The following is a 22,468-nucleotide window of genomic DNA, read 5'->3' as shown; positions in this document are numbered from 1 at the left end:
CGTTTGAGGAACGAAACCCAACAATATCAAACGTTTGTTGGGTTTCGCGCTCCGCTCTACCCAACCTACCATTCTCTTAACTTCCCCTACTTCCCCTACACCCCTACACCCCTATTCCCCTACACCCCTAGTTACCGCCACCATCGCGCCACATCCACAATCGCACGGGCAAGTTCTGTCGTTGCTGCTTCACCACCTAATGCAAAGATAACTGGAAACAATGCCTTGATATTTTCCAGTAAATTAGGGCGAGTGCGAAGAGATAACTCATGAAGTGTATCTCGCCAGATGGGAAAAAGTTTAGTAGATGGCATTTGTGACAAACCGGAAGCTAAGGCACTCAAGGCATTGGCACGATTCTGGTCAGACTGAATTTCCCTGGCAGCAGCGAGGGCTTGTGGCAACAACTCGCTTGGCAGTTTGTCAGCTAAGGCACTCAAAATATTGGCGCGATACCTCTGATCCTGAATTTCCCTGGTAGCAGCGAGCGCTTCTGGCAACAACTCGCTTGGCAATTTCTGTGCTAAAGCACTCAAAACATAGCCACGATACCTGTGATCCTGAATCTGCCTGGCAGCAGCGAGCGCTTCTGGCAACAACTCGCTTGGCAGTTTCTGTGCTAAAGCACTCAAAACTTTGGCGCGATACTCCTGAGACTGAATTTCTCTGGCAGCAGCGAGCGCTTCTGGCAACAACTCGCTTGGCAGTTTCTGTGCTAAAGCACTCAAAGCATTGGCACGATCGCTGTGATCCTGAATCTGCCTGGCAGCAGCGAGCGCTTCTGGCAAAACTTGTGGCAGTTTCTGTGCTAAGGCACTCAAAACATAGACACGATCGCTGTGATCCTGAATCTGCCTGGCAGCAGCGAGCGCTTCTGGCAAAACTTCTAGCAGTATCTGTGCTAAAGCACTCAAAGCATTGGCACGATACCTGTGATCCTGAATCTGCCTGGCAGCAGCTAGCGCTTCTGGCAACAACTCGCTTGGCAGTTTGTAAGCTAAAGCACTCAAAGTATAGGCACGATACCTGTGATCCTGAATCTGCCTGGCAGCAGCTAGCGCTTCTGGCAACAACTCGCTTGGTAGTTTGTATACTAAGGCACTCAAGGCTTCGGCGCGATACCTGTGATCCTGAATCTGCCTGGCAGCAGCTAGCGCTTCTGGCAACAACTCGCTTGGTAGTTTGTATACTAAGGCACTCAAGGCTTCGGCGCGATACCTGTGATCCTGAATCTGCCTGGCAGCAGCTAGCGCTTCTGGCAACAACTCGCTTGGTAGTTTGTATACTAAGGCACTCAAGGCTTCGGCGCGATACCTGTGATCCTGAATCTGCCTGGCAGCAGCTAGCGCTTCTGGCAACAACTCGCTTGGTAGTTTGTATACTAAGGCACTCAAGGCTTCGGCGCGATACCTGTGATCCTGAATCTGCCTGGCAGCAGCTAGCGCTTCTGGCAACAACTCGCTTGGTAGTTTGTATACTAAGGCACTCAAGGCTTCGGCGCGATACCTGTGATCCTGAATCTGCCTGGCAGCAGCTAGCGCTTCTGGCAACAACTCGCTTGGTAGTTTGTATACTAAGGCACTCAAGGCTTCGGCGCGATACCTGTGATCCTGAATCTGCCTGGCAGCAGCTAGCGCTTCTGGCAACAACTCGCTTGGTAGTTTGTATACTAAGGCACTCAAGGCTTCGGCGCGATACCTGTGATCCTGAATCTGCCTGGCAGCAGCTAGCGCTTCTGGCAACAACTCGCTTGGTAGTTTGTATACTAAGGCACTCAAAGCTTTGGCGCGATAATCATCATACTGAATCTGCCTGGCAGCAGCTAGCGCTTCTGGCAACAACTCGCTTGGCAGTTTCTGTGCTAAAGCACTCAAAGCTTCGGCACGAGCAGACTCATACTGAATTTTCCTGGCAGCAGCGAGGGCTTCTGGCAAAACTTCTGGCAGATCCTGTGCTAAAGCACTCAAAGCTTCGGCACGAACAGACTCATACTGAATTTTCCTGGCAGCAGCGAGGGCTTCTGGCAAAACTTCTGGCAGTTTCTGTGCTAAAGCACTCAAAGCTTTGGCACGAGCAGACTCATACTGAATTTCCCTAGCAGCAGCGAGGGCTTCTGGCAACAACTCGCTTGGTAGTTTCTGTGCTAAGGCACTCAAGGCATTGGCGCGATTAGACTCATCCTGAATCTCTCTGGCAGCAGCGAGGGCTTCTGGCAAAACTTCTGGCAGTTTCTGTGCTAAAGCACTCAAGGCTTCGGCACGAGCAGACTCATCCTGAATTTTCCTGGCAGGAGCTAGCGCTTCTGGCAAAACTTCTGGCAGTTCTTGTGCTAAGGCACTCAAAACTTTGGCGCGATAATACTTATTCTGAATTTCCCTAGCAGCAGCGAGGGCTTGTGGCAACAACTCGCTTGGCAGTTTCTGTAGTATGGCACTCAAAACTTTGGCGCGATCGCTCTCATCCTGAATCTGCCTGGCAGCACCGAGGGCTTGTGGCAACAACTCGCTTGGCAGTTTGTAAGCTAAAGCACTCAAAGCTTCGGCACGAGCAGACTCATACTGAATCTCCCTGGCAGCAGCGAGGGCTTCTGGCAAAACTTCTGGCAGTTCCTGTGCTAAGGCACTCAAAGCTTTGGCGCGATCGCTCTCATCCTGAATCTCCCTGGCAGCAGCCCTGGCAGCAGCGAGGGCTTCTGGCAAAACTTCTGGCAGTATCTGTGCTAAATGACTCAAAGCATAGGCACGATAGCTGTGAGCCTGAATCTCCCTGGCAGCAGCGAGGGCTTCTGGCAAAACTTCTGGCAGATCCTGTGCTAAGGCACTCAAGGCTTCGGCACGATAATACTTATTCTGAATTTCCCTAGCACCAGCAAGTGCTTGTGGCAACAACTCGCTTGGCAGTTTCTGTGCTAAATGACTCAAAGCATGGAGGCGATAATACTCATTCTGAATTTCCCTGGCAGCAGCGAGTGCTTGTGGCAACAACTCGCTTGGCAGTTTCTGTGCTAAATGACTCAAAGCATGGGCGCGATAATACTTATCCTGAATTTCCCTGGCAGCAGCGAGGACTTGTGACAACAACTCGCTTGGCAGTTTCTGTGCTAAGGCACTCAAAACTTTGGCGCGATGATACTCATCCTGAATTTCCCTGGCAGCAGCAAGTGCTTGTGGCAACAACTCGCTTGGCAGTTTCTGTGCTAAGGCACTCAAAACTTTGGCGCGATACTCCTGAGACTGAATTTCTCTGGCAGCAGCGAGGACTTGTGACAACAACTCGCTTGGCAGTTTCTGTGCTAAAGCACTCAAAACTTTGGCGCGATACTCCTGAGACTGAATTTCTCTGGCAGCAGCGAGGACTTGTGACAACAACTCGCTTGGCAGTTTCTGTGCTAAAGCACTCAAAACTTTGGCGCGATACTCCTGAGACTGAATTTCTCTGGCAGCAGCGAGGACTTGTGACAACAACTCGCTTGGCAGTTTCTGTGCTAAAGCACTCAAAACTTTGGCGCGATACTCCTGAGACTGAATTTCTCTGGCAGCAGCGAGGACTTGTGACAACAACTCGCTTGGCAGTTTCTGTGCTAAAGCACTCAAAACTTTGGCGCGATACTCCTGAGACTGAATTTCTCTGGCAGCAGCGAGGACTTGTGACAACAACTCGCTTGGCAGTTTCTGTGCTAAAGCACTCAAAACTTTGGCGCGATACTCCTGAGACTGAATTTCTCTGGCAGCAGCGAGGACTTGTGACAACAACTCGCTTGGCAGTTTCTGTGCTAAAGCACTCAAAACTTTGGCGCGATACTCCTGAGACTGAATTTCTCTGGCAGCAGCGAGGACTTGTGACAACAACTCGCTTGGCAGTTTCTGTGCTAAAGCACTCAAAGCTTCGGCGTGATCGCTCTCATCCTGAATTTCGCTGGCAGCAGCGAGGGCTTTTTGCAGTGCTAGTTCTTGAAGATTTGGCGGCAAATAGTTAACTAGTCCTATCAACGAGTAGACTTTCTGGTTTGGCTCTGGGTTTTTCAGGGCGTAAGCTAATCCTTGTTCAGGATTCCAAAAATTATTTTTGACTAATGCAACCAGCAGTTCTACTGGTAAATTACCTGCCAAACTATTCAAGGAAGCAGTTATCAAAGCATAGCGACACTGCAAACCTACAACTTGGGGCAGAATTGATTCATTCCAATTCGCTTCTGCTAATTCCCAAGCACGAGAAATATCTGTGATGTAACCCGCAGTTTGTCCTAATTTCTCCCGCGCTTCAAACCAGCCATTGCTTGTTGTCTGTGACTCCTCCCGCAATAAGGAGTGAATTTCTTCTACCCGTTCAGCTTTTTCCAAATGCCAAAGTAAATGCTGATGAATGTAGCCATCATTAGGTAGGGTATGCCAAAGGTTTTTTTGAGTCTTTTGCCGATACCGTTCTAACAGTTGGCTGTGAACATCAAGTAAATTCAAACCCATTCCCGTAGGCGGAGATTTCATTAATCGACTACGAGCTACATCATGCAATAAGTCATGTATCCTGTAGCCTTTCCACTCAACACCCCCGACAAATACAGGTGAATCAGATTGAAGTAAGGCATCATTCCAAAGTAGCTCTAAACGCTCATCAGCTTCATCCTGAGATTCCAGATCCCAGAGTGTCACTGCCATTGGTGCGGCTATTGTTACATCCTCTGGTAAAACCCCCAACCAAATAAAATTTTTCCAAGCTTGTTCGTCATACTCCCGCAAAGCTTTCAGGCTCAAATTAAAAGTTGCTTCTAAAGAGTTTTCTTGACGCGCCCCGTATAAGACTTTTAAGTTTGCAACCTCTTGTTTAAAAGCCGTTTCCAGCTTCACCCATGTCATTCCCCATTTAATTCTTGCTGCTACCAAATTCAGTGCGATGGGTAGGTATCCCACAGTCTGGGCTACTCTCAAAGCCTCTTGTTTCTCTACTTCTTCTATTTCTCGTTCTAAAGACTTAGAAAGTAATTCCAGAGATTCTTGTGGCGTCATCAAATTCAATTGTTGCAAAGAAGCACCTACACCATCAGCCACATCAGCACGCCGAGAAGTGATTAATAGCTGGGATTGGGAACTTGCTACCATAAAGGGTTTAACTTTATCTGGTTCCCAAGCATCATCAACTACCAGTAAAACTGCCTTATCACGTAGTAAGCTTCGCAAATGGGCTGAAGTTGCCTCTACATTAATGGCACGAAATTCATTGTCTCCCAAGGCTTGCACCCAGCTACTCAGCAGCGAGATAATATCTGGTTGTTGTCCCAAAGTTGCCCAAAGCACACCACCAGAAAAACGTTTTTGGATATCTTGATCATGGGCAAGGGCAGTAACTAAAGTTGTCTTGCCAATGCCCCCTAAGCCGTGAATGGCACTGATGAGCAAAGCACCAGCAGAAGATGTATTTGCCAGTAAACGAGTTTTGATTTTTACAGTAACTGGGCGATCAACAAAATTGGCAGGTAAACTCGGTGCTTGAAAAGGTCTGTCAATTGGGCGACGATAATTAATCGTGAGGCTGCCTTCTACCCCACCAACATTAATATTGTTGTTGCCCTTGATGTTTTGGAGAACATTTTCGTTGCCTGAAATTGTTTGTTCAACCTGAGACTGAATATGGGGAGCTAAACTGGTTACAGAAGCTTCAGCCTTTTGTGAGTTACCTAAAACTGGTTGTTCAACCTGAGAATGTCGCTTACGTTTTAATCTCCGACGATTCCCTCTCAAAAAGCCAGCTAACTTGGACAGAAAAAGTATTATCCGCTTCCATAACCTTTTCAAGCGTCTTTTCCGCACTGTTTTAACTTCCTATCTTTTAGCTTTTTGAGTTAGCTTTTTTACTTAATTGATAGTTGCACCATCTCCGACTCTGCCAAAAACTTTATTCCCATCACCCGCAGTATTCTGGACTGTGTTGTCATTCCCAGATATTGTTTGATTAAAGCTATTCACAACTTTAGAAATTGCCTCCGAATCTTCCTGCATCAACCGGGCAATTTCAGCAGCCAAATTTTTATCTTCATCAAGCAATTTCTTGAGTTGCTTCTGGAGTGTTTCTTTTGCATCTGAATCATCAGGAGAACTAGCCAATTCTTGAGCCGCACCTTTTGCCATTGGCTTTGTCTCTATCTTTGGTAGCAGCTTAGTCCACAAAGCCTTAGCTTTTTCCCAAGCATTAGCACCAAACCCTTTACCCAGTTCCTTACCAGTTTCTTCAGCTGCTTTCTCTCCTACTTTCAGTAGGTACGGTAAAAATGGGGTTAAGAAAGTCGTCAAAGTTACTATATCCATTTGCTGACTCTGAGTTTGAATAGGTACAAGACTAGTTAGTTCAAAAATATTATCGTAGCATTACTTAAATTTAATGTCAGGATAAGCACTTGAATTGACTAATTTTTTCTGGCGATCGCTTCTGAGACTAACTTTGTATTTAACGCTACCAGTGGCTACGAATTTAAATGAGTAACCGTGCAGAAAGTTACGCTAAAGCCGAAAGCCTTATGAGATTTACTTGATAAAATATTTGACAGACGATTGCAACTGTGTTTATCTCTTGTCGTCTGCGTTCTCTGTTGCTTAGTGCGGTTTCATCCAAAAAACCCCTGCAAATCCCCCCATAATTTTGATACCCTATCTAAAACAGATTTGGGAGCATCAAGCGTGGATATTCAAATTGGGCGGGGAAAAACAGCTCGCAGGGCCTACGGTATAGATGAAATTGCTCTCGCCCCCGGTAATGGAACACTCGATCCAAGTTTGGCTGACACTCAGTGGTGTATCGGCAATATTGAGCGCAAAATCCCAATTATTGCCAGTGCGATGGATAGCGTAGTAGATGTGCGTATGGCTGTGCTTTTGTCACAGCTAGGAGCATTGGGTGTTTTGAACTTAGAAGGAATTTACACTCGCTATGCAAATCCAGAGCCAATTTTAGACCGTATTGCCTCTGTCGGCAAAGAAGAATTTGTTCCCTTGATGCAAGAACTTTATGCTGAACCGATAAAAGCAGAATTAATTGAACAACGAATCAGAGAAATTAAACAACAAGGTGGTATCGCCGCCGTGAGTGCGACTCCCGTAGGAGCAAGCAAATTTGGTTCTGTAGTGGCAAAAGCTGGTGCTGATTTATTCTTTATACAAGCAACAGTGGTTTCTACTGCACACCTTTCTCCAGAATCTGTTATACCACTCGATTTGGCAAAGTTTTGTCAAGAAATGCCAATACCAGTGATATTGGGAAATTGCGTAACTTATGAGGTAACGCTCAATTTGCTCAAAGCAGGCGCAGCAGCCGTACTGGTAGGAATTGGTCCTGGCGCAGCGTGTACCTCTCGTGGTGTGCTGGGTGTAGGTGTACCACAAGCAACGGCGATCGCCGACTGTGCAGCCGCACGGGATGATTATTACCAAGAAACTGGCAAATACATTCCAGTGATTGCTGATGGGGGTTTAATCACGGGTGGCGACATCTGTAAGTGCATTGCTTGTGGTGCAGATGGAGTGATGATTGGTTCTCCCTTTGCCAGAGCTGCTGAAGCTCCCGGACGGGGATATCATTGGGGGATGGCAACTCCCAGTCCAGTCTTGCCACGTGGTACGCGCATTCGTGTCAGCACCACTGGTACCCTAGAGCAAATCCTCACTGGACCAGCACAGCTTGATGACGGAACTCATAATCTTTTGGGAGCCTTGAAAACGAGTATGGGCACTTTGGGGGCAAAAAATATTAAAGAAATGCAACAAGTGGAAGTTGTGATTGCTCCTTCTTTGTTAACCGAAGGTAAAGTTTATCAAAAAGCACAACAATTAGGTATGGGTAAATGAAGGGTATCTCACCACTGGCTAAACCGCACCGAAACTCTGTTTTATAGTGCCAACCATTAACAACTCACAAATCCCCCGGCTGTAATAGTCAAACGGAGTGATACTATTACAGCTGGGGGATAAGTTAATGAAATTTTTCTCGACTCTTAAACTCTTACTGGAAAAATCGCATATGTCGCCTAGAATAGAGATAGCGGAGACGCATGTTTCCGTTCACTCCTCACACCACACTCCGCCCGGACATGCTTCGGGCGGTTCCTTAATAATTAAATTATTTTTCAATAGTTCAAAATCCATATGCAAAAGTCTGTGTACCACTGCTTAGCAGTGGTTTTTGCTATGGTAGAATTTTCAGCAAAGTCTAACATATTAATAGGCGAAGGTTTATAGGCATGTCAGAAGGCGATCAAGTTACAGACTCTACCTTTAAACAGGAAGTACTCGATAGCGCAATTCCTGTTTTAGTTGACTTTTGGGCACCCTGGTGCGGGCCTTGCCGGATGGTTGGTCCTGTTGTCGATGAAATTGCTATCCAGTACAAAGACCAAGTTAAGGTAGTGAAACTTAACACCGATGAAAATCCGAATGTTGCCAGCCAGTATGGCATTCGCAGCATTCCCACATTAATGATTTTTAAAGGTGGGCAAAAAGTTGATATGGTGGTCGGTGCTGTACCGAAAACTACACTATCTAACACTTTGGAAAAATATCTTTGAACACAACCGCCGGAAAACTGCTACAGAGTTTTTGATTTAAAACAGCCTAAAGTAAAGATTTGTAAACAGTGGAGGGGCGACAATCGCCTCTCCATAAATTTATGAACTTTTAGGTTTAGCCAATGTTTGGCGAGTTTGTTTGTTGTCAGCAGTTATTTATAAAATAAATGTTAAATTATTGTAGGGATGTACTTTGCTGCGTCTGTTGCAAATATAACCACATATCGAACCGTTTGCTCTCATCAAGATAAAACTTCGTGTCAGTTGCAGGGTAAGGAGCAAAGAATATAAAAAACCTTTCCCCTTTCCCCAAGAAGTGCAAAACTAACTTTTGCAATCTTGTCTATAGGTTGGCGACGATAGCTGTCAACAGCGCCTTGGATTATCTTTAACAAAAGGTGCTTATTGTAGTCGAAAAATACCGAAAAGTCAATAGTCAAAAAACTTTAGACTTTGGACTCCGGGTAACAATTTATCATTCCAGATCAAATTTAGATAAAATGTAATGCCATTTTGGCAGCAGTTCTCATGACCTCATCTGCGTCGTTTGACACATTAGAGTCTCTTCAAGCGGATATCGCTAAATTATTTGAAGACTTACCGATGTCAAAGCATCGGCAGTATATTATCCAGGCACTAGCTACTATAGTGCGTTTGGCTCACAAGAGTGAAGAAATTGAGCGCCTCGATTGGAAAATATTGTCATCTTCATTAACAGATATGGAGCGCGGTTTCCAGCTGTTTTATGCTTACCGACATGTTCGCAAAGTCGCTATTTTTGGTTCGGCTCGCTTATCGCCAGAAACACCAGAATATCGCATGGCGTATGAATTTGCTCGCGATGTCTGTCGATTAGGATTTATGGTGATGACAGGTGGCGGTGGCGGAATTATGCAAGCAGGTAACGAAGGTGCTGGACGGGAAAATTCTTTTGGCTTAAACATTCAGCTGCCCTTTGAGCAACAGGCAAACCCGATTATTGAGGGAGATCCTAAGCTGATTCACTTTAAATATTTCTTCACGCGGAAGCTGTTTCTCCTCAAGGAGAGTGATGCCATAGCTTTGTTTCCAGGTGGTTTTGGCACTCAAGACGAAGCTTTTGAGTGCATGACTTTGAGCCAGACAGGTAAGTTTGGTCCAGTACCTTTAGTATTAATTGACCACCCTGGTGGCGATTATTGGCGATCCTGGAGCGAATATATTGACAAACAACTAGTGCAAAAAGGTCTGGTTAGTCCTGATGACCCAAGTCTTTACACGGTGACAGACAACTTGGATGTCGCTTGCAATGCTATTACCAGTTTTTACCAAGTTTATCACTCTAGCCGCTACGTGGGCGATCGCCTCTTGGTGATCCGTCTCAAAGCAGAGTTATCCGATGCTGAGGTAGAACAACTCAATGCTGATTTCAGCGACATTCTTGTGACAGGACGCATTGAAAAAAGTCAGGCTTTACCGCAAGAAGCTCAAGATGAGACGTTTGAGCTACCGCGTCTGGTTTTGTACTTCAATCAAAGAGATTTAGGGCGGTTGTACCAACTGATCGCAGTGATTAACCGCATGGGGACTCCTTCAGCAGAAGAAAAGGCGCATCCAGAAAGGAAGTAGGGGGTTTGGATAATATCAAGTTTCGTACATAGCGGGTGCTCATTAAGCATTGAAGAAAGCACTTCTGTTGCTTCCCCTGTTCACGCGCTTGTGCTACAACGGGACGGACAGTTTGCCCTGGAGGGAAAACGCCAGGTGCTACAACGGGACGCCACATGCTTCAAGTCGGCACAGCCGCCCAACGCAGTGGCTCGGGAACCCCAACGCCCTTCGGGTTCGCCAGTCGCCTACGGAGGGAGACCCTCCTGCAGCGCTGGTCTCACCAGATGCCTGCGACGGGAAACCCGTCTATGTCCTGCGGACACGCTAGCCCCGAAGGGGGCGCTACGCAAACGCTATCAGCACTGGCTCCGCAACGCACTGGCTCCCCTCCTCGCAACTGTCCTCGGGAACCCCAACGCCAGAACAAGCGTGAGGGAAACTCTCCTGCAGCACTGGCTCCCTCCGGGTTCACCAGTCGCCTCTGTCGGGAAACCCTCACAACGACCACGCTCAGTGCACAGCCTGCAGCACTGGCTCCCCTTGCTAAGCGCCCCCTGCTTTCTTAGGAGCAGGCGCACTCTTTGGCTCATCACCCGCTACGAATGAAAAAAACACTCTTTTCACGCCAGATACCTACGGAGGGAGATCCTCCTGCAGTACTGGCTCCCCTACACCCCTACACCCTTACACCCTTACACCCTTACACCCCTGTGTTTCTTAAAAGTGGGTGATAACTTTTGACACTCTCCTAGCTTTTTATCAGAATTTTGCTGTCGCTTATTCCCACAAAAAGCCACGACATTCTGTAATCTACGTCATACCCAGTTGCGTTCTGCTGTAGTATTTTGTGGTTAGGAGAAATTACTGAGTCGTTATCTTCTGCAAAGACACTACGCATATGCTTGCGGGTAGTTGGAGTGTATGTGCGATTGATAAGCGATTAAGCAAACTTGATATTAATCTAAATAAAGTTTTACTTTTTATTTTGATTTTATCCTGATTCTAAAACATTTATAGAAGCAGCATAAAAATGTACTTATACTCTAAATTGAGATTTATTCCATCTCAAGTAGTAACTGTAACAGTAGTGCTGACATTGTTATTATTTTTGCCTCATACTTGGATCAGTTGGGAAGCATACTACAACTTCAACAGTATTATCAAAACTGAATTCAGACTAAAAATTATCAATGAGGAAATTACCTATTTTGATGAAGTTTTAACCATGTCAGCAAGTATGAATGCTGCTACAGGTGATCGGATTTGGGAACAACGGTATCATCAATTTGAACCAAAACTAAATGTTGCGATTCAGGAATCAATTCAACTAGTTCAAAAAGTATATGAAAATGATGATTTCAAAAAAATTTATGATGTAAATCAGCGTTTAGTTGCAATGGAATATCAATCTTTTTATTTAGTAAAGAAAGGTCAAAGCCAAGCAGCACAAGCAATATTATCAAGTCAAGAATATAAACAAAAAAAACGCTCATATGCTGAAATTGTTGGTAAAAGAGACCTTACTATTTCGCATCAGTTGGAGGAAAACATTGCTGAATATCGCAATAAACTATTTTGGTCAAATTTTGCATCATTTTTTAGTTTAGTAATGCTCATTCCAGCATGGCTTATGGTATTACGATTCTTAAAAGAATACTTAAAAGATCGAAATTTTTCTCAAGCAGCATTAGAAAAAACTAATCAAGAATTGGAAATTAGAGTAGCTAGAAGGACAAAGGAATTAAAACGAAAAAATATCCAACTACAACAAACGCTACAAAAACTGCAACAAACTCAAGTACAACTGATTCAAACTGAAAAAATGTCTAGTTTGGGTCAGATGATGGCTGGTATTGCCCATGAAATTAACAATCCCATCACTTTTGTTTCTGGCAATCTTATCTACGCTGAGGAATACACCCAAAACTTACTAAAAGTCGTGGAACTATATCAGCAAGAGTATCCCAATCTTTCACAAGTAGTTCAAACTGAAATCGATGCGATGGATTTGGATTACTTGAAACAAGATTTTAATCAATTGGTCAAATCTATGAAGATGGGAACAGAACGGATTCAGGAAATAGTTAAATCTCTTCAGACATTTTCTCGCTTAGATGAGGCTGCTCTAAAGACAGTTGATATTCATGAAGGTATTGATAGTACATTAATGATTTTGCACCACCGCCTTAAGGTAACCGAAACACATTTTGAAATTTCTATTATTAAAGAGTATGGTTTTTTGCCGCTGATCGAGTGCAACCCTGGTTTACTGAATCAGGTATTTATGAACATCGTTGCCAATGCAATTGAAGCTCTAGATGAGTACAACTTACAGCGCACATCTGATGAAATCAAAGCTAACCCCAATTATATTCGTATTCGCACTGAGGTGATTTCAAAAAACTGGATTGGAATCCAAATTATTGACAATGGTCCTGGTATTCCAGAAAAAATTCGTTCCAAGCTATTTGACCCTTTCTTTACTACTAAACCTGTGGGTAAAGGTATAGGACTTGGGCTATCTATCAGTTACCAGATTATAGTAGACAAGCATGGTGGGAAGCTATATTGTCAGTCAGTACCTGGACAAGGTGCAGAATTTTTTATTGAAATTCCAATTAGTCGTTCATAAATTTTTAAGAGGGAACGCTTAACAGGGAATGCTTAACAGGGAACAGAGAACAGGAAAGAGGGAACAAAGCCCTCACTCCTTCATGTCCCTATTACTGGATTAGCTATCGCTTAGCACCCAACTGACTAAAGTACGAACGCCAAAGCCAGTCGCACCGGGACCGTTGTAACCATTTTCTTTGTCTGCCCAAACTGGACCAGCAACATCTAGGTGCGCCCAAGGAGTTTGTTTGACAAACTCCTTGAGGAACAATGCAGCGGTTATTGAACCACCAGGACGTGGTCCTGTATTCTTCATGTCCGCGATGCCAGACTTCAGCCCTTCAAAGTATTTTTCTTCCATTGGAAGTCGCCAAAACTTTTCTCCAGAAGTTTGGGAAGCTTTTTCTATCTGTGCTGCTAAAGCATCATCGGTAGAGAACAAACCAGCAATGTCATCTCCCAAAGCAATCACACAAGCACCAGTGAGAGTCGCTAAGTCAACAATTGCATCCACTTCTAGCTTTTCAGCAAATACTAAGGCATCTGCCAAGGTCAAACGTCCTTCTGCATCGGTATTATTTACTTCAATGGTTTTGCCATTGGATGCAGTGAGAATGTCACCTGGGCGCATAGCACGACCGCTGATCATATTTTCTGTGACAGCGGAAATAAAGTGAACTTCAACATCTGGTTTAAGTTGAGCGATCGCTTTGGCGGCACCTAAAGTAGCCGCAGCACCACCCATGTCAATTTTCATGGTTTCAATACCACTGCCAGCTCCTTTGATGTTGAGTCCACCAGAGTCGAAGGTTAAACCTTTACCAATAATCGCTAGCTTACGTTTGGGTGTTCCTTCTGGTTTGTAAGTGAGGTGAATAAACTTAGGTGGCAAATCCGAAGCTTTTGCAACTCCTAAAAAAGCTCCCATGCCCAACTTTTCACAGTCTTCCTGTTCCAGGATTTCTATTTGTAAACCGTGTTCTGAGGCAATATCAGCGGCGGTGTCTGCCATAGTAATTGGTGTCACAGAGTTGGCAGGAGCTGCGACCAACTGCCGTGCTAAAAATACACCAGAGGCAATTTGATTGGCGTGGCTAATTGCTGCTTCTTGTCCACCCAGTCCTAATAAATCGACTTTCTCAACTTGTGGTCCTTTATCCTCTGGTTCAGATTTAAAGCGATTATCCTGATATAGTCCTAATTGAACGCCTTCAGCTAGTGCTTGTGCTGTTTGTGTTGGGTCGTTGTTCCAAATAGGCAGGCTGATTCCCAGAGTTTTGCACTTCTGCTTTTTCGCTAAGCGAGCAACGTTGGCTACAGATCGCCGCAAGGTTTCTAGTTTGAAAGCCTCGGGTTTGCCTAAACCTACGAGTATAATTTTACGAACTGGGCTACCACCACCCACTCGCGTTACAGCAGTGCTGCCTTGCTTACCTTTAAATTCCTCTTCAGCAATCAGCTCTTTTATACTACCAGCCAACTTTTCATCTAAAGTTACCTGTTCGCCAGTTAACTCTACAGCATCTTCAAATAATCCAATTGCTAAACCGTCCCCCGTCCACTCTAGAAGGGGGGTAGCAGTGGCAAGAATTTCCATACTCTTGTCTTCTATGTAAAACTTCTTGTACCAGTATTGCGCAAAATATGCACTTTATGCTTTAGAGAGCATTCCAGAGTTTGTGATTAAATCAGGGAACAGGGAACAGGGAACAGGGAATAGAAAACAGGGAACAGGGAACACCCGAACGCTTAACAGTTATCAAATAATTTTTAACTGATAACTGATAACTGATAACTGAGTTAATGTCTCACGAGTTCGGCAACGACATTCGCTATTTGATCTGGCATAACAGGCTTAGAAAGATGTTTTTGAAAACCTGCTGAAATCGCCAGTTGACGATCCCTTTCTCCAGCATACGCCGTCAGGGCGATCGCCGGGATGTCTCCTCCTTCTTCAGGTGATAATCCTCTGATTTGACGGATCAGGCTATAGCCGTCTTGCTCTGGCATACCGATATCACTAATGAGAACATTTGGTTTGAATGTTGTCAAAACCTCTAGTGCTGAAGAAGCAGAACTGACAGCAGTGGCGATCGCTCCAAATTCCTCTAAAGCAAATACCAAAAAATCTCGTGAATCAGTGTCATCATCTACCACTAACACGCGCACACCTTCTAATGGGGATGAGGCAGATGAAATAGATGAGGAAGTGGAAATCAATTTCTTTGCTCTTATATCTTCAATAATAGGCAATTGTACTACAAATGTTGCACCTTTTCCTTCTCCCGGACTTTCTGCGGTGACAGTTCCACCATGCAATTCTACCAAGTGGCGTACAATTGCTAAACCCAATCCCAAGCCTCCGTGTTTGCGAGTGGTAGAACCATCTCCTTGACGAAAAGAATCAAACACGTAAGGAATAAAATCAGGTTTGATACCCATTCCTGTATCCTTCACAGTAATTTTCGCCGAATTTGAGGAGTGGCGAATCGGGAGTAGGGGTAATAAGGCAGATGTTGATCCCTCATCTTTTTCATCTGTCCCAACTCTTTCAAGCAGCACTTCCACTCGTCCTCCCTGTGGGGTAAACTTGATAGCGTTAGAAACTAGATTCCAGATAATTTGCTGTAATCGGCTAGGATCGCCTAAAACGTGGAATTTTTGTCCGGAAATGTGAGATAGAGAACCACGGCTTTCCATAGAATAGCTCTGCGCCTGCAGAGGTTCCTTTTGTTGTGGACGCGCTGCTACTTCCCATAAGGGTGACGACTGGAGTGCAATTGGAGGAGATTCAGAATTTGGAATTTGCACAGAAGTTGTATCGCAGGAGACCTCTTCTCTAATCTTCAGTGATTTGGAATTTTGAATTGATTTGTCCTGTGTTTCCAATCCAGAGTCTATAATGAGAAATTGCAAATCAATTGATTTGGCTTGAGCTGCCAGACGCATTGTGTCTATTGCAGCTTCGATTGCTGGAATTAAGTTTGTTGGGTAGGGACGCAGAGTCAACTTACCACGAATAATTCGGGATACATCCAGCAAATCTTCAATTAGTTGTGTTTGTAACTTGGCGTTGCGCTCAATTGTTTCCAACGCACGATTCAAGTTTTTTGGTTCTAAGTTACGAGTACGTAATATTTTGGACCAGCCGAGGATAGCGTTGAGTGGCGATCGCAATTCATGGGAAAGCACCGCCAAAAACTCATCCTTAATTTTATTTGCCCGTTCCAGTTCTTCCTTTTGTTGGCGTAACTGAGCCTCGCCTTCCCGTAATGCCTGTTCTGCCAGTTTATACTGTGTTACATCACGAGCAATGCTCAGCAATGATTGTACGGAACCATCGGCGGCATATTCTGGCACAATCCGTGCCTGATAGTAAATGCGTCCCTTATGTGAGGGAACATCAAACTCCATCCAGCACCCAATTCCTGTGCTAAGCACTTGGCGTAATCTTGCTTGCCAAGTGGAAACTTCCTCAGCAGAACCCATTTCGGCAACTGTTTTGCCAATCCATATTTCTAATGGTATTCCTGTTGCCATTTCTGTTGCGGGATTTACGTAGCTATAGCGGAGTTCTTTATCAATGCGGGTGATTGCGTCTGGTGAGTTTTCCGCTAAAGCTCTAAACTCCTCCTCACGTCGATACAGTTGAGCCTCAGCTATTTTGCAGGCGCGTCGATACTGGGCTTCCCGTAGTGCCCGATTTACCGAAGGCACAAGACGCTCTAATCTTTGCTTGAGAACATAATCAATGGCACCACTTTTGAGGGTTTCAATTGCGACTTCCTCCCCCATTGTTGCAGTCACAAAAATAAAGGGTATGTCTGGGCAGTGATGTTGCGCCATCTTTAGAGCCGTAATACCATCAAACCCAGGCAAGGCGTAATCTGAAAGAATCAGGTCAAAGTTATCTTGCTCTAGCGCCGTCTGAAATTCGGCTTGCGTTTTCACGTGCATTAGTTCGCAGCCAATACCGCTTTCGGTGAACACGGCATTGATCAGTTCTGCATCCAGCAAATTATCTTCCAGCAAGACAAATTTTAGACCTGACATGGCTATATCCCTGCTACTCCTTGATTACTGCGTGCCGGAGGTATGGAACCGGGAGGGGGTTCATTAATTATTGCCCAAAATAATCCCAAACCTTTGATGACTTGAACAAATTCAAGAAAATCGATTGGCTTGACCACGTAACCATTGCTGCCAAGTTCGTAACAGCGACCGAGATCTTGTTCTTCTCGTGAAGAAGTCAACACCACGACTGGTACGACTCGCAATTGTGGGTCAGCTTTGAGTTGCGTCAAGACTTCTATACCATCAATTTTTGGTAACTTTAGATCGAGTAGCACCACGACAGGATGACCTTCGCGACGCAAACGATACAAACCTCGACGATGTAGGTAATCCAATGCTTCCTCGCCGTCACGAACGACGACGACTTCATTGCCCAAATGATTTTCTGCCAGTGAACTCAGGATTAACTCAACATCGTTAATGCTGTCTTCAACTAGGAGAATGCGCTTTAGTTCCATCGTATACTCTCTACTCTCCACTTCCCACTCCAAACCTTTTTGGTAGCGAAAAATAAAAAGTCGCGACCTTATCTATTTCACTTTCTGCCCAAACGCGTCCCCCATGACGATGAATAATGCGTTGGACATTTGCCAATCCCACACCTGTACCTTCAAATTGTGGATCACTGTGCAGGCGTTGAAAAACGCCAAACAACTTGTGAACATATTTCATATCAAAACCAATGCCGTTATCTCGCACGAAGAATACCACTTCTTGCTCACTGGTGCTACTACCTACAGTAATTTGTGTCAGAGGGCGAGTTTTGCTATACTTTAAGGCATTTTCCAAGAGGTTGCGGAGAACGAGCCGCAACAAGTCGGGGTCTCCTTGTACCTGAGGTAATGGTTCTATTTGCCAAGAAACCTGACGGTTTTTGGTTTCTGGTTCTAAATCACGTTGCACCTCCCGCAGCAGTAGTTTCATGTCAATGGTGGTATGACGCATTTGAGAACGCCCCACACGAGAAAAACTTAACAAATCATCAATTAATTTACCCGCTTGTTTAGTTGCTTCGGTGATAATGTTGAGGTATCGTCTACTGGTGTCATCCACCGCTGTTGACACAAGACGTTTTTGCAGCAAGTCAACGAATCCGGTGATGTGGCGCAATGGTGCTCGCAGGTCATGAGAGACGGAGTAACAAAAGGATTCTAGTTCTTTGTTGGCTGCCTCTAATTGAACTGTGCGCTGTTTTACCCGTTCTTCTAAAGTTTCGTTGAGTTGTTGAATTTGAACCTCAGATAGCTTGCGGTCTGCTATATCTACACAAGAGCCGATGTAACCCAAAAATTCTCCATCCGTTGTGAACCGAGGCACACCAATATCTAAAATCCAACGATATTCTCCATCAAACCGTCGCAGACGGTACTCCATTTGAAAATCTTGACGAGCATCAAATGAATTCGTGTATATTTCCAGACAACGCTGAAAATCATCGGGATGCACACTTTCTGTCCAACCGTTGCCCAGTTCCTGCTCCATTGTCCGTCCGGTAAAATCTAGCCAAGGTTTATTAAAGTAGTAACAGAGTTTATCTGTACCCGACATCCAAACCATCATTGGAGCAGTATCTGTGACATGGCGAAAGCGCTGCTCGCTTTCAACAAGGGCGGCTTGTGCTCGTTTGCGATCAGTAATGTCAATAGTAATGCCATCAAAGCGCTTTGGTGTGCCAGCCGCATCACAGAAGGTGCGTCCAATCGCCCTGATCCAGCGTATGCGTCCATCTGGGGCTACTGTGCGGTAGTCTACATCATAACCAGTCGCCTGCTCAATCGCGTGCTGAATTGCTTGGCGTGTGGGTTCGCGGTCATAATCATGTAGGACTTGATAAAATAAATCAATCGTGACATCGGCATCAGGTGGTAGACCAAAATGCGTTTTGCACTGGTCGTTCCAAATCAGCTTGTCCAGCGGTAAGTCACAGTACCACAAACCGACTTCTACTCCCTGAATGACCAAATCCAGACGTTCTCTACTAATTCGCAAAGCTTCTGCCTGCTCTTGCAGCGTCAGTTCTATCTGTTTGCGCTCAGTAATATCATGGGCAACTCCATACAGCAACTTTAACTCAACATCGGGAACCCCATTCCAAACCAGCCATTTGTAGGAACCATCTTTACAGTGGTAGCGGTTCTCGAAATTGAGTGTTAAGGCTCCTGTTGCAAGTTTCTCCACTTCTGCCAAAGTTTTTGCTCGGTCTTCTGGATGTACAAACTCAATAAAAGGTCTGGTGAGTAGTTCTGTTTGAGTGTAGCCGAGAATTCTCTCAAAAGCCGGATTGACACGCTTGAAGTAACCATCAAATCCGGTCATGCACAGCATATCAACTGATAGCGTAAAGAAGCGATCGCGTTCTGCTTCTGCTCCCTTGCGTTGCAAGAGCGCGGCTTGCCGTTCGCTAATATCCAAAATGAAGGCGATCGCCTCTTCGCGTTGCTCATCAATCAAGGCGAAACCAATGATCACTGGAACACGAGAACCATCCTTTCTAATATATTCTTTCTCGTAAGGAGTACAAAATCCCTTGATCTTCGCCTCGGCCATCGCCGCTTCATCTAACGGTAGATACTCGCTTGGAGTTATCTCACTCCACCGCACTTTATCTTGTAGAAAATCTTTACGGGTATAACCAAGAATGTGGAGATAGGCGTCGTTAACCTCACCTACTCCTCCATACACATCACCAAATTGAATGCCAATAATATCTGAGTTGACAAATAGCCGCAGCCGTGATTCGCTCTGACGCAACGCTTCTTCTGTCCGTTTTTGGTCATCGATATCAGTGCAGCTGCCAAACCACTTAACAATTGTGCCGTCCTCGTCACGTAATGGTAAAGCCTGTGCGACATGCCAACGATAAACCCCATCAAATCGTTTCAGGCGGTACTGTACCTCATAGCGATTTCCTGTTTTGAGTCCAGTTGTCCATTTTTCCAAAGCTTGTGATAAATCGTCAGGATGAACAACTTGCTGCCAATTCGACTCCAAAGTGTGTTGGGGCAATGATTCTTGAGGTTTGAGTCCTGTGTACTCTAGCCAGCGCTGATTGTAGTATTCTACAAAGCCATCTGGGTTGCTGATCCAAATCATCTGGGGAATGTTTTCGCTAAGCAGCCGATAGCGTTCTTCACTTTCCCTTAGTGCGGCTGATTCTTGTTTGCGCTTGTCATCTACGTGATTAATGAATCTGGCGTTCCACCAAATCAGTGCCAAAAACATGACCTCTAACAACACCACGAGCAGGGCTATGCTAAAGGCAGCGTCGTATTGTGAAATATTTTTCGTAACAGTGAAGTTAGGCATAAGCCTTGACTCCAACTTTAGGATCTTGTTTTATAATACTTTTCATATAATAATTTTTGCAATAATTATTATCCAACTTTTTTTGCAAGTTCAAAAAATGCTGGAACTCTTACTACAATATACTTAAGACTGATAATAACATTTGTGGAATAACCTTGAGATAGTTTTTTTACTTTGGTATATTTATATAAATAAGAAACCCGGCTTCTTAGAGAAACCGGCTTGTTTTGTTTATTGTCTGGCATCAGACAAATCAATTCAATTATTTTGTATTTGCTAAATTTTCCGATGCATCAACAGTAGACTGAACAACATTGAGATCAATATCAAATTTAGCAGCAATAGTATTAATAATATGCTGTGCCACTGGAGTCATCTCACCTTTTACTCTGGCAATTTTATAACATTGAGCCAATAATGGTACAGCAAAATCTCGGTTGAGTTGATTGAGAGGTGTATCCAAAGGCTGAGGTGATTTAAGATTTTCAGATATTACTTTCAAGGAAGTTGAACTGAGGTTCAAAGCTTGCAACTCTGTCGAAATTTCTTCCCATGTTTTTTCTGGATAGTTAGCAAGGATAAAATGAATTAGAAGTTGATCCATTGCGGCTTCTTGAGCCATTGCTTTTTCCAGATAATTTTCGCTTTGTTGTTTTAAAGTATTCAGTGTCTCCTCAGAATCGAGCGACTTTGATTCATCTAGCTTCGCTTCATAAAATCGACAAGCCGCGTACCCCAAGGAATAAATCATTGTAGCATTAGAGCTAGCACCAATCACTGCGCCAGCAAAAGGTATATTTCTTAGTAAACCTAAACCTGCTGCTTTTAAAAGACGACCGCCACCCAACGCCAAACCAAAAATCGCCAATACTTCTCCCTTACGGGCAGGATCTTTTAAATTCAATCCGTAGACAGATGCAATTTGACAAACCATTTCTGACTGTAACTCTGTTGTCGCTGCTAAATCAATTGCCAACAAAGCCGCCGCCACTCCTGGCAAAACACTAGTTGCTAATCCAATACCCCCGGCTTTTGTTGCTTTTTCAAGCATGATCCGGTGGGCAAGTTGCCTAGATGATTCATTCGGGTATTTTTGCTTGAGCTTTTTGACTTCTGCTTCTGCCTTATCTAAATTAACAGTATCAACAGCACCAAAAACCCAATTCAGATTTAAAAACCCAGCCAGCTTTCGGACTAGCCAAATATCGCCAATACGTTCTGCAACTTCTCCTGCTGTGTGAGTTGCTTGTGAAATCAGGTTATGAGTTTGTTTTGCTGCAGCTTCTCCCACATCAACTGCTGTTTCTGCAACGACTTTACCAGCTTCTATAGCAGTGTTACCAGCAGCTGTTCCTACGCCCACAGCCGTTCCAAAAACACAGCCCACTGTTTCAGCAACGGTTTCTAACAAGGATGACTTTTTTTGTTTTGTTTCGGACGCAAGTATATTATTATTTAGTTTTGTATCTTCTGTGTCTTTACTAAGTTTGTCTGTCATTGCTTACCACCTTCTCTAGAAATCTCCCTATTTTATTTTGAAGGAAGGTGTGAGCAGTTAGCATCTTTCTATCAGGATAAGTCGTTAGAGGAAGTTTCAACAGGACTTCTACTCAAACTATAGCTAGCTGTTAGCTTGAACGCCAGTATAAATTTTATGACATTAAATTGAATGATTGAATTATAAGTGCATTCAATGTCTGTATTTGATTGACTCCTAACTTGCCTAAGCGTCGAATAATCAGTTGACGTTGCAAGGTCACAATTCGAGTTACTCTCACAATAGATGCAACTCGTAATCCAGTCCCAGAAAATTCTGCTTCTGAACTATCTAGGGCAAATTCATCTGAACTCAGATTATCAACGTTTGGTGAAGAAATGAAATAGAGCGTAACTTCATTCAAACTAGTGTTTTCCAGAAGAACTACAGCAGGACGTAACTTTGTCTGACTTAAGTGAGTAAATGGGAATAAAACTAGAACAATATCTCCTTTGTCAAGTGCCACTAGACAGGTTCTGCGTCCTCAAGATTGTAGAGTTCTGGTTCATTATGCAAAAAATCAAATGCTTTTCCGTTGTGAGCAAGATGCATCAGTTCATTAGTAGAAGGATAAGAAATCTTTTCAAAAAACTTTTCTTATAACCACAAACGTTCTTCATTTGGTAAAGCGAGAATAACTTGTAGTAAGGATTAAACCAGTTGTATATTCATCGTTACCTCGGGTTATTTTTTATTTTAATTGGTGAGCTAATGATATTCTTTTATGAAATGGATATAGCTAAATTGTCAGAATAAAATCTCAATAATTAAGTAAAATTTATGAAAATGACTACGCGCCC

General features: G+C 44.2%; 13 protein-coding genes. 5 read left to right on the top strand and 8 right to left on the bottom strand.

The window, feature by feature from the left end; genetic code table 11:
• Positions 1–131: 131 nt before the first annotated feature.
• Together DP114_RS28175 and DP114_RS28170 are read right to left on the bottom strand one after the other, a co-directional pair.
• Positions 132–5,804: an NB-ARC domain-containing protein gene (locus DP114_RS28175; protein ID WP_172195321.1), complete on the bottom strand. Its 5,673-nt coding sequence runs from the start codon at positions 5,802–5,804 to the stop codon at positions 132–134.
• A 45-nt stretch (positions 5,805–5,849) separates the two neighbouring features.
• Positions 5,850–6,299 (bottom strand): hypothetical protein, encoded by a 450-nt coding sequence (locus DP114_RS28170; RefSeq protein WP_169263359.1) that lies wholly within the window; start codon positions 6,297–6,299, stop codon positions 5,850–5,852.
• Positions 6,300–6,668: 369 nt separating this feature from the next.
• Here DP114_RS28170 and DP114_RS28165 point away from each other — a divergent pair, with 369 nt between their 5' ends.
• The 5 genes from DP114_RS28165 (at position 6,669) to DP114_RS28145 (ending at position 12,770) form a co-directional block, all read left to right on the top strand.
• Entirely contained in the window at positions 6,669–7,832 is a 1,164-nt protein-coding gene (locus DP114_RS28165) for a GuaB3 family IMP dehydrogenase-related protein (protein WP_171977693.1), read from the top strand.
• Positions 7,833–8,224: 392 nt separating this feature from the next.
• A complete protein-coding gene (trxA, locus tag DP114_RS28160) occupies positions 8,225–8,548 on the top strand; it encodes a thioredoxin (protein WP_169263361.1) in 324 nt (107 codons plus the stop codon).
• Positions 8,549–9,076: 528 nt separating this feature from the next.
• Complete coding sequence (locus tag DP114_RS28155) at positions 9,077–10,156, top strand: LOG family protein (RefSeq protein WP_171977692.1); 1,080 nt, start codon at positions 9,077–9,079, stop codon at positions 10,154–10,156.
• 155 nt (positions 10,157–10,311) lie between these two features.
• The gene (locus tag DP114_RS28150) at positions 10,312–10,704 is read left to right on the top strand and encodes a hypothetical protein (protein WP_171975132.1); all 393 of its coding nucleotides are present in this window, start codon (positions 10,312–10,314) and stop codon (positions 10,702–10,704) included.
• Positions 10,705–11,168: 464 nt separating this feature from the next.
• Positions 11,169–12,770: a sensor histidine kinase gene (locus DP114_RS28145; protein ID WP_171977691.1), complete on the top strand. Its 1,602-nt coding sequence runs from the start codon at positions 11,169–11,171 to the stop codon at positions 12,768–12,770.
• Positions 12,771–12,869: 99 nt separating this feature from the next.
• On the opposite strand, the gene DP114_RS28140 is transcribed toward DP114_RS28145, so the two are convergent.
• The 6 genes from DP114_RS28140 to DP114_RS28115 form a co-directional block, all read right to left on the bottom strand.
• The gene (locus DP114_RS28140) at positions 12,870–14,348 is read right to left on the bottom strand and encodes a leucyl aminopeptidase (RefSeq protein WP_171977690.1); all 1,479 of its coding nucleotides are present in this window, start codon (positions 14,346–14,348) and stop codon (positions 12,870–12,872) included.
• Positions 14,349–14,551: 203 nt separating this feature from the next.
• Positions 14,552–16,804, bottom strand: a complete 2,253-nt coding sequence (locus tag DP114_RS28135; RefSeq protein WP_171977689.1) for a hybrid sensor histidine kinase/response regulator — start codon at positions 16,802–16,804, stop codon at positions 14,552–14,554.
• 2 nt (positions 16,805–16,806) lie between these two features.
• Positions 16,807–17,283: a response regulator gene (locus DP114_RS28130; RefSeq protein WP_169266087.1), complete on the bottom strand. Its 477-nt coding sequence runs from the start codon at positions 17,281–17,283 to the stop codon at positions 16,807–16,809.
• 10 nt (positions 17,284–17,293) lie between these two features.
• Positions 17,294–20,131 carry a PAS domain S-box protein gene (locus DP114_RS28125; protein ID WP_171977688.1) on the bottom strand — a complete coding sequence of 946 codons (2,838 nt, stop codon included), beginning with the start codon at positions 20,129–20,131 and terminating at the stop codon, positions 17,294–17,296.
• 262 nt (positions 20,132–20,393) lie between these two features.
• Entirely contained in the window at positions 20,394–21,629 is a 1,236-nt protein-coding gene (locus tag DP114_RS28120; protein WP_171977687.1) for a hypothetical protein, read from the bottom strand.
• 154 nt (positions 21,630–21,783) lie between these two features.
• On the bottom strand, positions 21,784–22,134 hold the full coding sequence (locus DP114_RS28115; RefSeq protein ID WP_169266084.1) for a type II toxin-antitoxin system PemK/MazF family toxin: 351 nt from the start codon (positions 22,132–22,134) through the stop codon (positions 21,784–21,786).
• Positions 22,135–22,468: the final 334 nt, after the last annotated feature.

This window comes from Brasilonema sennae CENA114 (assembly GCF_006968745.1).
Classification (GTDB): Bacteria; Cyanobacteriota; Cyanobacteriia; order Cyanobacteriales; family Nostocaceae; genus Brasilonema; species Brasilonema sennae.
Note: the sequence above shows the minus strand (reverse complement) of the source record. Positions and strands in the feature narration are given on the sequence as shown.

Bases quoted from the DNA above. Each gene is read 5' to 3' on its own strand.
- DP114_RS28150 (WP_171975132.1), top strand. From the start codon at position 10,312: ATGCTTCAAGTCGGCACAGCCGCCCAACGCAGTGGCTCGGGAACCCCA.
- DP114_RS28130 (WP_169266087.1), bottom strand. From the start codon at position 17,283: ATGGAACTAAAGCGCATTCTCCTAGTTGAAGACAGCATTAACGATGTT.
- DP114_RS28155 (WP_171977692.1), top strand. From the start codon at position 9,077: ATGACCTCATCTGCGTCGTTTGACACATTAGAGTCTCTTCAAGCGGAT.
- DP114_RS28125 (WP_171977688.1), bottom strand. From the start codon at position 20,131: ATGCCTAACTTCACTGTTACGAAAAATATTTCACAATACGACGCTGCC.
- DP114_RS28170 (WP_169263359.1), bottom strand. From the start codon at position 6,299: ATGGATATAGTAACTTTGACGACTTTCTTAACCCCATTTTTACCGTAC.
- DP114_RS28145 (WP_171977691.1), top strand. From the start codon at position 11,169: ATGTACTTATACTCTAAATTGAGATTTATTCCATCTCAAGTAGTAACT.
- trxA (WP_169263361.1), top strand. From the start codon at position 8,225: ATGTCAGAAGGCGATCAAGTTACAGACTCTACCTTTAAACAGGAAGTA.
- DP114_RS28120 (WP_171977687.1), bottom strand. From the start codon at position 21,629: ATGACAGACAAACTTAGTAAAGACACAGAAGATACAAAACTAAATAAT.
- DP114_RS28140 (WP_171977690.1), bottom strand. From the start codon at position 14,348: ATGGAAATTCTTGCCACTGCTACCCCCCTTCTAGAGTGGACGGGGGAC.
- DP114_RS28135 (WP_171977689.1), bottom strand. From the start codon at position 16,804: ATGTCAGGTCTAAAATTTGTCTTGCTGGAAGATAATTTGCTGGATGCA.